The sequence below is a fragment of the Paenibacillus sp. 01T443 genome, assembly GCF_056398325.1.
Genome location: NZ_JBFTPE010000002.1, coordinates 295,320 through 307,819 on the forward strand (window position 1 = coordinate 295,320; position 12,500 = coordinate 307,819).

A 12,500-nucleotide genomic window follows, 5' to 3' on the forward strand; every position below is an offset into this window, starting at 1 on the left:
ACCTCGTAAGCATCAGCCTAACGCTTGCGAAGCAAAAATGCTTCTTATAGGGAACGCTTAAAATAAATCCTTGATAATGCTTTTCAACTTAGCATCTACAATATCGGATTTACCTTATAAAAACAAGCAAGTAACCATGAAAAATTGATGAAGAATCTGTATAATAAATAAAAAACGTTAATGGGCGGAGGAAATCTATATGAAAAAGGTCGGATTTATCGGATTGGGCGTAATGGGTATCGGGATGGCTTCGAATTTATTGCGCAAGGGCTTCGAGGTAGCCGTATATAACCGAACGGCAGGCAAGGCTGATTCCTTGCTGGCGCTTGGGGCAAAGGTGCTGGAATCGCCTGCAGCCGTTGCTGGATCGTCGGATGTTGTCATTACGATGATTAGCAATGACGCAGCTATTCGAGAGGTATATTTTGGCGAGAACGGCATATTCAAAGGCACTCGCAGCGGAATCACTCTCATTGACAGCAGCACGATATCCCCTGCGCTGGCAAAGGAGCTTGCCGCTGAAGCAGAGGCGCGCAGCGCAGCTTTCCTCGACGCACCCGTGACCGGCAGCAAACCGGCAGCGGAGGACGGAACGCTCGTCTTTATGGTCGGCGGGAATGCGGACAGGCTGGGCGAGGTGGAGGTAGTATTGCTCGCTATGGGCCGTAAGGTTATCCCTATGGGACCAAACGGCAGCGGATCAATCGCCAAGCTCGCTCATAATACGATCGTCGGCATCAACGTTGCCGCCCTTGCGGAAGGCATGGCAATCGCTGCAAGCGGCGGTATTGACGGCTATTCGTTTCTCGAGCTCGTTCAGTCCGGCGGCGCTGCAAGCAGGGCAGCTGAGATGAAAGGGCCTAAGCTGCTCGAAGGCAACTATGATGTACAATTCTCGCTCGAGCTGATGCTGAAGGATCTCCGGCTATCATCCGTATTATCTGACAGCCTGAGTGTGCCTACACCGCTGCTAGAGGCGTCCAAAAGCCTATTCCAAGTGGGAGATGCGATGGGACTTGGCAAGCTCGATATGTCCAGCGTTGGCCAAGCCTATGAGCAATGGATCGGACGCAGGTTAGGTAATAAATGATAAAAGAAGCTTGTGGCGTCTAATAAATAATGGGCTGCCCCGAATGTAAATGAATCTGCATTCAGGGCAACCCATCGTTTTGTTAGGTCATCCAGGCCATGCTGGACGGCCTATTCACCTACCATGCTTGAGCTTTGTTTCCGCTGCTCGGCTGCTTATTGCTTCTCAATAACATCATCCTTTGTGTCAGCGACAAGCTCTTTGGCGGACGACTTGAACTCGTGCAGCGTACGTCCTACTGCTCTGCCAAGCTCAGGCAGTTTGGAAGGTCCGAAAATGATCAATACCACTACAAGAATCATAATAAGTCCAGGCAAACCAATACTTTGCAGCATCAACCATCATCTCCGTTTCTTCATTATATGGCCAGCAAGCTTCAACGCTTAATCTTGATTGTGACGGATCGGATAAGCGGCCACCGCTTCAATCTCGATCAGCCAATCCTTATTGACCAGACTTGCTACGCCTACCGTGGAACGCGCCGGCTTGGCAGGATTATCCTTCGTATTAAAAAACTTCGCATAGGCGTTGAACCAGCCTTGATAATCAAACTCGTTCTTCTTAGCAGCGTCAGGTGTAATATATACTCTGAGATAAATCACATCCTTTAAGCTAAGCCCTTGCTCTTTAAGCTGTTTCTCGATATTCAGAAGAATGCCTTCACCTTGCTTCTCCGTGTCTCCGTATCGCTCATATACCGTTTTACCATCCTTGTTCAGTAAAGGAGGGACAGTGCCGCTCGTCGAAAACGTTGCTGCTGCAGCCGGCAAAGCCACTGCGCTTGCAATAGACGAGCTCGGGCTTCCGTAGAATTCAGGCTCGTTTACCGGCGTTAACGGCAATTTATTAGGTGTTACGGCGCTGGCATAGACAGACGCACCCAAGAAGCACGACAATAGGGTCGCTGCGATTGCGATTTTTGTATTCCGCTTCAGCTTAATCTTGATTTCCATATCCAGCATTCCTCCTATAGGTTCACAAGCCGATTTTGCTTGCTTGCTTGCTACTCTTTCATAACGCGCTGATGAATATCAGTTACGACTGCACGAGCCGACTCTATTCCGCCTGCCATCCATGCCGTAATATAGCTGATATGCTCACCCGCAAGATACACTCTGCGGTCCGGCTTGCAGAGCGTCGGATATACGGTCGTACGTTGGTCACCCGAGTAAGATACCCAGCCTCCTAAGTTATACTTGATACGTTTCCAATCTATGGAGAATGAAGCTTCGAACTCTTTATGATATTGCGGATGAATCTTCGCGCCTTGCTGCAGCGCATGCGCTTCTCTCTGAAGATATGGCATTTCGCCAAGCTTATCCGCACTTCCGCCAAACGCATAGTATCCAAGCAAGAGCCCTTTCTTCTGCATATAGCCTGTCGGCGGGTAATAGATTGATGATATATCCATGTTGGTCAGCGTATTGCCGCCATAGATTTGTTCGTCCTCTTCCCAAAATCGGCGCTTGAATTGTAATCCAATTTTGCCTGCGGACGCGTAGCCTATACTGTCAATCGCCTTTTTCATCTCCGGCGAGAAATCGGCTTTGACCGATTTCAAAACAGACAACGGAATCGTGCAAATACAATATTCGCCTTCGATCTTTCGCTCCTCGCCCGAAGCTAGATCTTTGTAAAGCACGGTAACCCCATTACCGCTTTGCTTGATCTCGATGACCTCCGAGTTAAATTTTATTTTGCCCTTCAGCCTTTTCTCGAACGCATTAGAGATCGCATCCATGCCACCTACCGGATGGAACATCATCATTTGTTGGTCATAGCTGTATTCGCTGCTAAAATAATTGCCGAAGCCTGAATTCAGAATTGCCTTCATGCTGAATGGATCCCGAACGACACCCGCATCAAGCCTTGCTCCCGGCTCGTCCTTGTAACCGCCCCTCGAGGAAGCCTTGTAGAATAAATCGGCATCCAAACCGCCCTCCGAGCGAAGGTAGGCCACCAGTTTTTCCTTCTCCTCGGCAGTAATCGGCAGATCCAGCGCATTCTGATTAACCGCCTTGGCCATCAATTCGCTAACGTAGCCGCGGACATCCGCTTTTGCTTCGCGCTTTCTGATTTTCTTGCCGGACAGCTCGCCAACTTCCTCGTTGTAGTAATAAGCGTGGTCATTCACATTGTTGAATGGTTCGATTGGAATGCCGAACTTTCGAATATAGTCCATCGTGACATGGAATTGCGGAATACGCATGGGGCCTCCATTCAAATACAAACCGTCGGCGAAGCGCGCGACTTGTTTCGAAGCTCCTATCTCGGCAACCGTTGTCCCGCGGCGTACAGACCAGATGCGGCCCCCTGAACGGGCGCGAGCCTCCAGAATCGTACAATCATAACCGGCTTGCCCCAGCTCGTAAGCTGCGGTCATCCCCGCGATGCCGGCGCCTAATATAATAATTTTTTTGCCGCCCTTCTTGCTCATCGACAGCTCGTTACCGTCTGGGGGTTCGAAATCTGCTGCCTTCAACGTTTCCGGTGACAGCAGCCCTAAAGTACCCATCACGCTGAATACCGCTGCCCCTCCACCTAGCTTTCCTACTGTGCTTAGAAACTGCCGCCTGGAAATCTCGCTAGGCGTTTTCGTAGACTCCATTCCGCTCACTCCATTCGTCGGCTTTGTCATACATCACAACGAAAAGATAGCACGGCTAGCGGAAACGGTTCTATGTTTATGTTAGAAAAACTAACATAAATTATATTTATCTCTTTTTTATTTTTCATAAAAAAAATCATTTATGGTCAAATTATCCTGCATTTGCTTAAGATTTCTTTCAGCAATGAAATTCTTAGTACCTTAAGACCATTGTAAACATCCGTCTGCCCTGCTAAAATCTCCATCAAGATCAGTTTTGTGTTAGATTACATGACACCGACCTGTCAATTCAATTGAAGCACTCAACTATTTTCAATTGTTCTAGGAGGCGAAGCAATGAGTACTAAAGTAATCAGAATTGGAACCGTTTGCGAACTAACCGGCTTAACGGAAAGGCAAATTCGATATTACGAGGAGAAGCAGCTCATCTTCCCTGATAGAACGCGGGGCGGAGCCAGAAAGTTTTCATTCGAGGATGTGGACATTCTTAAAGAGATTCATACGAAGCTTCAAGACGGTTTCCATACTTTCGAGCTTCGCAAGACATTCGCTCGCCAACGAGTGCATTCCTAATGCTAAGGAAGGAAGTGCTTCTTCATGAGCAAAAAAACGATCATGCCCTTATTGGAGCATATCGTCGAGCTTCGCAAACTGTTGATTTGGATTTTTTCCGTATTCGCTGTTTTCACTGCCGCCGGACTCGGAGTATCACCGATCATACTCGATTATATTAAAAGCACGCCGCCGGCTTCGACGCTCGAATGGAATGTTTTCTCACCCTTCGACGGAATCCGCATGTATATGAGTGTTGCTCTCGTATTCGCATTTGCCACTTCTTTTCCTGTTATGCTTTATCTGATTTGGGGCTTCGTCAAGAAAGGGCTTCACCAGCATGAACGCAGCGCGGCACTTAGATATATCCCTTACAGCGTAGTCTGTCTTCTACTTGGACTAGGCTTTGGTTACTATGTCGTACTGCCAATGAGTTTCACCTTCATTACCGATGTATCTGAGAAGCTGAATCTTGTCGAAACCTATGGAATTAACGAGTACTTCCGTTTCATGATTAACATTGTCTTACCAATCGCCATCGCATTTGAGCTTCCAATTTTCGTTATGTTTCTTACTAAAATCGGAATATTATCGCCTGATCGCCTAAAGAAATCGCGGCGTTATGCCTATCTTATCCTTGTTATCGTCGCTAACGTAATCTCACCTCCGGACTTTGTCTCCGCCTTTATCATCTTGATACCGCTTGTAGTGCTCTTTGAGATTAGCGTCTTCCTATCTCGGGGCGTGTACCGCAAGAGGCAGGAACTTATTGAAGGGGCAAACGCGGCTGCTTAAGGGTTATATAAAATCAAAGGCCGCTGGGACGATCCCGGCGGCCTTGATTGTTCAATAATAGGGTGAAATCATTAGATATACGATAACGCCCGTAAGGCTGACATAAAGCCAAATCGGCATCGTCCATCTGGCAATTTTGCGATGCTTGTCCACCTTCATTTGCAAACCGCGGACAGCGGACAGCAAAGCTAGAGGCACGACCACAATCGCGAGCAAGATGTGCGTGAGTAGAATGAAAAAGTAGATGGAACGCAGCGCACCCTCTCCTCCGTATTTCGTTGATTCAGTCAGGTAATGATACGTAACGTAGGATACGAGAAAAAGGGTTGTCGACGTAAATGCAGCCCCGATAAACGCGCGGTGAAGACGAACGTTCTTTTTCATTATCGCTGCCAACGCAACAACGAGCGCGATAAAAGTGAAGCAATTGAATATCGCATTAAGCAGCGGCAATATCGTAACATCGAATCCAATTTCGCCATCGTAAGCAGGCAGGAAGAACAGAACCGTGATAATTGTTACCAGGACCAGCGACAAAATCGCAACCAGCGGCCCAACGTTTTTTTCCTTCAAGCACATAACCTCCTAATAAAGGCGCCAAAGCTTAAATCATGGGCGCTTCCTTCTCCATTAACCATATCCGATTTGTACAGCCCAATCAATTTGATTTGAGGCATAGATGTCACGAAAAATCGAATTTTGGTTCCTCCCAACATACAAATACCGCCGCAGGTAAGGCCTTGAACGGCTCTCCTGCGGCGGTATATTATTTCAGTCCACTGCTTAATAAACGTTTAAAATCTCGAATCGCTGCGGATCGCGTCCTTTGCGCGGGTCATGTTTGAACGCCTCGGTTACATGAACATGCGCATGTTTACGATCCTGTCCTTCGCCAAAACCGGCGCTCAGCACCTTTCCTGTCGTTCGATTCCGAATCAAAACACCGCTCTCGCGATCGGAAGCATCTTCAAGCGACCATTCGCTGCAGCAGGGGACATCACTTCGCGCAAGTACCGCTTGCTCATCACGCAGCTGCTCACCGTCTGAACATATATTTACCGCAAGGCAGCGTCCGTCAGCCTTGCTTCTTATTCGAACATATCCCTTTTCCCCCGCAGGCTCCACGATCCATTTCTGCTCTTCCGAAGCGTATGACAGGACATTGCCGGTCACTTCAGCAGCCCCGCCTTTTTCTAGAACGAAAGCCAGATACCGCTCCGCTCCGCAGCTTTTAATCCGGTGCAAACCGCTCGGCTCCGACTGCGGTTCTATTATGCCGTTAGAGAGATCAATAGTTATCTGATCCGCCCATTCCAGTTTCAATTCATTATCCGAAGGAAAGCTTAAAGGCAGAAATACATAGGTAGAATGATGATAATTGGAAGGATCCCATCGATCTCCCACATATAAATAAGTCGTTTCGCCCTGCGATTGCAGCGGTACAATGAAAGCTGGCTGCGTATCGTAGGTGGTAGCATCACCGAATGGCATTAGCTGCGACCATCTGCCTGTCAAGCTGTCCGAATACGCATAGGCACCCTGATTCGGCAGCCAGCCTGTACAAGCCGAAGTAATGAGGAAATAGATCCCGTTTCGCTTGATTACGGCCGGTGCTTCCCGGTATTGCCCGGGCCATAATGTTTTGACATGCTCTTCAATGCTTAAATAATCATCCGATAGCCGGTAAACGAGAAGGTCGGCATTATCCCTTGCGGCTGAAATAAAATAAGCGCTGCCTTCGGTATCTTGAAATACCGTACAGTCCCTCGACATATGGCCAATCGGGTTAAAGCTACCGTGATAGACGTATTCGCCGTCAATCGTATCGCAGGTCGCAACAGCGCAGCGGGCATCGTTATAATTGCGGCCATTTTCCCAATGCATCCACATAACATACTTGCCCGTTCGCGCGTTGTGAAGCACCTTAGGACGCTCAATTACAGAGCCTTGACCGAAGCCTTTGTCTTCCTTGTCAGACGGAAAAAGCTCCAGCGATGTCCTGTAATATACCGAGCTAACCTTGGATGCAAGCGTAAGCACCGCGCCCCTGCTCTCCCAATGGCATAAGTCGCTTGAACGGTAGCAGGACACCTTCCTGCCGTCTGTCCGATCCTCGCCGAACCAATAATAATAGCCTTCCTGCTGCAGCATCCAGCCGCCATGTGCTCTTATCGGCTCACCGCCATTGTCCATCCATGCCGCTGCGTTGCGTATCGTTTCCCCGTTTTCCATTTCATTCATCCTCCCCCGGTCAGACCGAATGCTGATCCCTGTATTCCTGCGGCGTCATCCCGTACACCTTTTTAAACTGCTTAATGAAATAGGTAGCGTTCTGATAGCTGAATTTATTTCCGATTTCATAGATTTTAAGATTCGAAGTTTTCAATAAATATGCTGATTTCTCCATTCGTATGCGAAGCATATAATCGGTTAAGCTTTCCCCCGTTACCGTTTTATACATTTGGGATACATAAACGGGATGCAAATGCACGCGCTCTGCGATCATCTGCAGCGAGATCGGCCTGTCCAGATGCTCTTCGATAAACCGTTGTACCTTGTAGATCAGCTTGGTATGACCGTCGGCTGCTTCTCTTTCAAGCGATGAACGCATAAGTGCTGCCAGACGGAACAGACCGTCCCGAAGCTGCCCGAACGTCTCGAACGATTCGAAGTTCAGCGATGCCCGCTCTCCCGGCTCAAGAAATTCGAATAATCCGTATCCGCTCTTGTGGGCAATAAAGGACAATGCACCCGTCACCGCGCAGAACGATTCGAAGGCATGCTCTGCGGAGTCTCCGAATTCCGTCTCGAGCTCCTCGAAAATGAGCGCAAGCTTTTCTTCAAATGCGTCCCAGCGTCCCGCTTCCAGCAAATCCGGAAGCGTCGGGGGCTCATAGAGCCGCCTAAGCGTTTGTATCGCCGCTTTCTCTTGATGCTCTCCGAGCGACAGCAGGTAGCCCTTGCCTCTCCCGATATGTTTACGGAACGCGGCCAGCGCGCTGTTATAAGAGACAGCCAAGTGCTCCGGAAAGGCTCCTTCTTCGCCGACTACGACCGAGACTGCGCCCTTTAAATAGGTTTCTACTTGCCGCTGAATCAGCTCGCCAAGGCGCATAAGCTGCTCTCTCGCAGCGGATTTTGTCCCTTCACGCGACTTCACCCGATTTGTTCTTTTTACCGCAAAAGCCAAATAACCGTGTGCTTCCTTGCAGCCCCATACTTGACAGCTCTCGCGCAGCACTTCCTCCGCTACGTTGCTGACGGCGTATTCAAGGAGGATGCGGTCCTTATAGCAATAATGAACGAAGGGCTCCTCCAGCCGAATGAGCAGCAAAGCAACCTCATCATGCCGAGAAATAGGAATTAAGAGCTGTGACAGCTTATCAGCTAATGCCTCCGCCGGAATCGTGTGCCCTTGCAGCAGCTCAATCAATAAATCCCTTCGCAGCAGCGGTAAGTTGTCTCGCATCGTCTTCATTGTATTATCGCGGGATACGAGCGCCTCCCACTCTCTCCGGACCGTGCCGAGCGCCTTATCGACAGCTTGGATCAAGTCTTCGTCATTTACCGGCTTCAGCAGATAGTCGGATGCCCCGCCAGTGATCGCCCGCTTGGCGTATTCGAATTCAGCATGGCCCGTCAATAAAATACACTGCGTAGACGGGGAAACCTCTTGTACTTTATCCATCAGCTCCAGTCCAGATATACCAGGCATGCGGATATCCGTAATCACAAGATCAATAGAATGCTGCCTAATAATCGCAAATGCATCCGTTACAGAAAATGCCTTATGCACCATGCCGATTTTAAGATCATCGCATGGCAACGTTGCGGCAACTCCTTCGACTACCGATCTCTCGTCGTCGACGATTAATATCTCATGCACTGCCATCACCCTCCTTCCACCTGACGATTACTCTTAAGCCGCCGGCTGGAGAATGATCAAGCTCTAGCCCCGATCGGCTTCCGTACTTATGAACAAGCCGTTGATGTACGTTTCGCATGCCGCAGCTTCCGCTCGCTTCACCCGGCAGGCTAATCGTTTCCCTCAGCTTTTGGAGCGATTCCTCGTCCATGCCGATCCCGTCATCATCGATGACTATGACAAATTCATCTGGCGCCGTCATGCCCTTAATGCTTATCGCCCCGGCCTCCTCCTTCTGTTCAATGCCATGAATGATTGCATTCTCAACGATAGGCTGAAGGAGCAGGCGCGGAAGCGCAAGCTCCTCCATCGTCTCCGGAATATCAATATGGAATTGGATTCGATTCATGCGCATGTTTTGAATGGATAAATAATTGCGGATCAGCTTGATCTCATCTCCGACCGTCGTGTCCTGTTGGTCTACATGGGTGGTATAACGATAATATTCACCCAGCTTAACCGCCATGGCCATTACGGCCTCTTGCTCGCCAAGCCGCGTCATATTTTTCATAAAGAACAAGCAATTGTACAAAAAATGTGGATTTATTTGAGATTGAAGCTGCTTTAACGTTGCTTCCCTGGAGCGCAGCTTCTCCTCGTATACACGACCGATAAGGTCTTCAATCTGTTCACTCATCAGGTTGAACTGGTCGAATAAATAGCCAAATTCATCTCGTTTCCCGCTATCTACACGAACTGTATAATCGCCCTTTCTCAGCCGCTTGACGGCTAGGAAAAGCTCGCGAATAGGCACCTGCACATGTTTATAAAGCAGAAAAGCGGCCAGTACGCTAACGATGGCAATCACGCTCATCGATAACCAGAACCAATTCCTGCTCGATGTGATCGGGTACAGGATGCTCTCAAGCGGCACATATTCGATTAAATACCAGCCGATTGTATCCGATTTAATGAAATTGACCATATAACGCGCGTCTTGCAGCGACGTGAGATACGTGCCTTGCTCCTCTTTCAAATGGCTTCTTTCGGCGATTGAAGGGATAAGCTCATGAATTCGGTCCATGTTCGCCGTACGAGTCACAATCGGAGCATAATCCGGATGATATAGAAACGGATCGCCTGAGCTGTCCGACTTGAATGAGGTGAGCATATCCCCGATATTTTTGGCATCCACCCTTATTTCCCCGACAAGGTCCGCTTCCTCCGTATGATCGTAAGCCGATAAAGGCTCTATCGTCCGAAATACAAACGAGTCAGGTACGCGGGTATTATCCATGAGCTCGAATTTCCAAATAAAAGGATCAACAGGCTTGCTGACGATTTCATCCCGAAACAGTTTTTTGAATGTGATCGAGCCGTGGGTGCTCACAACCTGATCCGACATGGGGGCATAAAGCGTATACGAATGGGACCAACCTCCTGTTTTGCCGCGTCTTTCGAGCTCCTCCTGCAGCTCCAGCTTCAATTGAAAGGAAGCATAACTGCTGGACTGCGGGTCCATCGCTATAAAAGCTTTGACTCTCGGCTCTATGCCGAGGTTGTTGACAGAAGTCATGAATTGATCAAACTCGTCATCGATCTGCTGGACTAGGAAAGAGAGCTTGTTTCGGTTATTTTGCTGGATCTCCTCCTGCACGACCTGAACGCTGACTTGATTCGAGTAGGTGTAAAGCGCCACGAACGGAATAAGCAGCAAGCCCAGAATGGCCAATATTTTTTTAAAAATATTCGATTTTTCCATTAGGTATGCCGCCTCTCCGACAAGGAAAAGCACCGATTCCCCCTGTAAGAGGAACGGGTGCCGACCTTGAGCCCGGTGTCACTTTTTAATTGGTTTTTACCGAATCGTACCATTCATTGATTTCATCCGTAATCGTATCCCCGCCAGATGATTTCCACTGCGACACGAACGTATCGAAGGCATCGATCGGGCTTTCGCCGTAGATGATCTTATTAAAGGTTTCCTTCTCGCTCTTGTTCAGGAAATCCCAGCGCTTCTTATATGTCTTCGTAGGGGAGCCGTTATATAGGTTCGGCATCGCGTATTGAATCTGGCTAAAGTTTACGGCGCCGCCATGAATGTTTTTGTCCATATCCATCGATGATCTTTTCTCGAAGGCAGTAGCCGGCTCCTTGCCGCTGTCCAAATCATTCATCGTCTTCATAACGAGCGACGGGATACGTGCTCCGTCAAACAACAGCGTGTATTTACCAATGTTCATGATGGGCTTGTCTTCTGGGAATTGTGCAGGATCCCAAGTTGGCTGACCATCTTTAATCAAGTAATCATAACCCTCTTCAAACCCGTATTCAAGCGGGCTTCCAGCCTGCGGATCGCCTTGATTGTCATACAGATAGTTCGCATAAAGGAAAAATGCTTCCGGATGCTCGAAGTTTTTATTGATCAAAATAACCCCGTTGCTCACGCCAGATTGGCTGCGGCCAATCTGACCGTCTGGTCCCGCCGGCAGCGGATATGCGCTGTAGTCCGCATTTTTATCAACTTCCTTAACGGCCGGCAGCGGCCAGCCTCCTGCCCAATATGGCGCAGCTACAATGCCTGCTTTGCCTGATGAGAACAGCTCGGCAGCTTTACCTTCATCGTGCAGCCCTGCTTCCTTATGGATGTAGCCCTTCTCCATCCAATCCTTCAGCTTGCCCAGCACCGTCTTCACCGCCGGTTGAATGGAGCCATATGCGAGTTTTCCGTCGCTATCGGCATTCCACTGCGCCGGCATCACGCCATATGCGCCAAAGAGGAAGTCGGCATCCGCAAGGCCCCATGTGTTCATCCCATTTTTCAAACCGACCGCGAGCCCTACCGTATCTTTCTTGCCGTTGCCGTCAGGATCCTCGTTCGCGAATATCTCCATCATTTTTTCCATGTCTTCAATCGTAGCAGGCGCCTGCAAATTATATTTCTTCATCCAGTCGTCTCTGATCCAGAGGACTGTATCGTTATTATTGGAGTAGTCCAACACCGGAATCGCATATTTTTTGCCGTCGCGAACGTACGGATTCCAGACGCTCGCATCCTCCGCCATCGCTGACTTATACGCCTCGCTGGCATACTGTTCAAACAAGTCGCCAACCTCGACAAATTTTCCCGAATCGATCAACGCATCGACTACATCCTGCGAGCCGCGGTATTGGACGATATCCGGAAGGTCTTCATTGGCAGACAGCAGAAGTCTAATTTTTGTATCAATAGAGCTGCTGTCAGCCGTCCACACGTAATTCAAATCGATATTAAACGCTTCTTTTGCCCAGGCTACATGCGGGTTATTGTTGATATCCTCTCCGCTTCTGAACTTAACGTCGCTGGTCATTTGTCGTACGATATCCATTTTGACCGGTTCGCTGAATTTCCCCGACTCGAGCACGTTTTTCACCTCAGCCTGCTTCTCGGGATTGGCCGAAGCTTCACCTGCGCTGCCGTTGTTTCCGTTTGAACTTGCGCATGCGCCCAGCAGGCCCATGCAAATGACGAGCGACGTCATTAGAGCGACAAGCTTCATCCATCGTTTATTCAAAATGAGTTCCCCCTTAGAATTCTTCTATTCATAGCA

At 48.9% G+C, this 12,500-nt stretch carries 11 protein-coding genes; 3 read left to right on the forward strand and 8 right to left on the reverse strand.

What is annotated here, in order from left to right:
- Positions 1-199 precede the first annotated feature (199 nt).
- Positions 200-1,090 carry an NAD(P)-dependent oxidoreductase gene (locus AC1DLI_RS03950; protein WP_477599858.1) on the forward strand — a complete coding sequence of 297 codons (891 nt, stop codon included), beginning with the start codon at positions 200-202 and terminating at the stop codon, positions 1,088-1,090.
- 155 nt (positions 1,091-1,245) lie between these two features.
- Here the strand turns inward: AC1DLI_RS03950 and AC1DLI_RS03955 are convergent, their stop codons facing one another.
- The 3 genes from AC1DLI_RS03955 to AC1DLI_RS03965 are packed head-to-tail and all read right to left on the reverse strand — an operon-like array spanning position 1,246 to position 3,698.
- Positions 1,246-1,425: a twin-arginine translocase TatA/TatE family subunit gene (locus AC1DLI_RS03955; protein ID WP_477599860.1), complete on the reverse strand. Its 180-nt coding sequence runs from the start codon at positions 1,423-1,425 to the stop codon at positions 1,246-1,248.
- A gap of 48 nt (positions 1,426-1,473) precedes the next feature.
- The gene (locus AC1DLI_RS03960) at positions 1,474-2,043 is read right to left on the reverse strand and encodes a RidA family protein (RefSeq protein WP_477599862.1); all 570 of its coding nucleotides are present in this window, start codon (positions 2,041-2,043) and stop codon (positions 1,474-1,476) included.
- A gap of 50 nt (positions 2,044-2,093) precedes the next feature.
- Complete coding sequence (locus tag AC1DLI_RS03965) at positions 2,094-3,698, reverse strand: flavin monoamine oxidase family protein (RefSeq protein WP_477599864.1); 1,605 nt, start codon at positions 3,696-3,698, stop codon at positions 2,094-2,096.
- Positions 3,699-4,034: 336 nt separating this feature from the next.
- On the opposite strand from AC1DLI_RS03965, the gene AC1DLI_RS03970 reads away from it, so the two are divergent.
- Together AC1DLI_RS03970 and tatC are read left to right on the forward strand one after the other, a co-directional pair.
- On the forward strand, positions 4,035-4,271 hold the full coding sequence (locus tag AC1DLI_RS03970; RefSeq protein WP_477599866.1) for a MerR family transcriptional regulator: 237 nt from the start codon (positions 4,035-4,037) through the stop codon (positions 4,269-4,271).
- 24 nt (positions 4,272-4,295) lie between these two features.
- Entirely contained in the window at positions 4,296-5,045 is a 750-nt protein-coding gene (gene tatC, locus AC1DLI_RS03975) for a twin-arginine translocase subunit TatC (RefSeq protein ID WP_477599868.1), read from the forward strand.
- A gap of 51 nt (positions 5,046-5,096) precedes the next feature.
- On the opposite strand, the gene AC1DLI_RS03980 is transcribed toward tatC, so the two are convergent.
- The 5 genes from AC1DLI_RS03980 to AC1DLI_RS04000 all read right to left on the reverse strand — a co-directional run bounded on the left by AC1DLI_RS03980 (position 5,097) and on the right by AC1DLI_RS04000 (position 12,464).
- Positions 5,097-5,624 (reverse strand): DUF420 domain-containing protein, encoded by a 528-nt coding sequence (locus tag AC1DLI_RS03980; protein WP_477599870.1) that lies wholly within the window; start codon positions 5,622-5,624, stop codon positions 5,097-5,099.
- A 204-nt stretch (positions 5,625-5,828) separates the two neighbouring features.
- A complete protein-coding gene (locus tag AC1DLI_RS03985) occupies positions 5,829-7,277 on the reverse strand; it encodes a family 43 glycosylhydrolase (RefSeq protein WP_477599872.1) in 1,449 nt (482 codons plus the stop codon).
- 19 nt (positions 7,278-7,296) lie between these two features.
- On the reverse strand, positions 7,297-8,931 hold the full coding sequence (locus tag AC1DLI_RS03990) for a response regulator (protein ID WP_477599874.1): 1,635 nt from the start codon (positions 8,929-8,931) through the stop codon (positions 7,297-7,299).
- Complete coding sequence (locus AC1DLI_RS03995; protein ID WP_477599876.1) at positions 8,924-10,672, reverse strand: sensor histidine kinase; 1,749 nt, start codon at positions 10,670-10,672, stop codon at positions 8,924-8,926. Before AC1DLI_RS03995 ends, AC1DLI_RS03990 begins: the two co-directional genes overlap by 8 nt.
- A gap of 85 nt (positions 10,673-10,757) precedes the next feature.
- The gene (locus AC1DLI_RS04000; protein ID WP_477599878.1) at positions 10,758-12,464 is read right to left on the reverse strand and encodes an extracellular solute-binding protein; all 1,707 of its coding nucleotides are present in this window, start codon (positions 12,462-12,464) and stop codon (positions 10,758-10,760) included.
- Positions 12,465-12,500: the final 36 nt, after the last annotated feature.

What these genes read in the sequence shown, in the direction of transcription:
- AC1DLI_RS03950 (WP_477599858.1), top strand. Translation starts at nt 200, where the DNA reads ATGAAAAAGGTCGGATTTATCGGATTGGGCGTAATGGGTATCGGGATG.
- AC1DLI_RS03955 (WP_477599860.1), bottom strand. Translation starts at nt 1,425, where the DNA reads ATGCTGCAAAGTATTGGTTTGCCTGGACTTATTATGATTCTTGTAGTG.
- AC1DLI_RS03960 (WP_477599862.1), bottom strand. Translation starts at nt 2,043, where the DNA reads ATGGAAATCAAGATTAAGCTGAAGCGGAATACAAAAATCGCAATCGCA.
- AC1DLI_RS03965 (WP_477599864.1), bottom strand. Translation starts at nt 3,698, where the DNA reads ATGGAGTCTACGAAAACGCCTAGCGAGATTTCCAGGCGGCAGTTTCTA.
- AC1DLI_RS03970 (WP_477599866.1), top strand. Translation starts at nt 4,035, where the DNA reads ATGAGTACTAAAGTAATCAGAATTGGAACCGTTTGCGAACTAACCGGC.
- tatC (WP_477599868.1), top strand. Translation starts at nt 4,296, where the DNA reads ATGAGCAAAAAAACGATCATGCCCTTATTGGAGCATATCGTCGAGCTT.
- AC1DLI_RS03980 (WP_477599870.1), bottom strand. Translation starts at nt 5,624, where the DNA reads ATGTGCTTGAAGGAAAAAAACGTTGGGCCGCTGGTTGCGATTTTGTCG.
- AC1DLI_RS03985 (WP_477599872.1), bottom strand. Translation starts at nt 7,277, where the DNA reads ATGGAAAACGGGGAAACGATACGCAACGCAGCGGCATGGATGGACAAT.
- AC1DLI_RS03995 (WP_477599876.1), bottom strand. Translation starts at nt 10,672, where the DNA reads ATGGAAAAATCGAATATTTTTAAAAAAATATTGGCCATTCTGGGCTTG.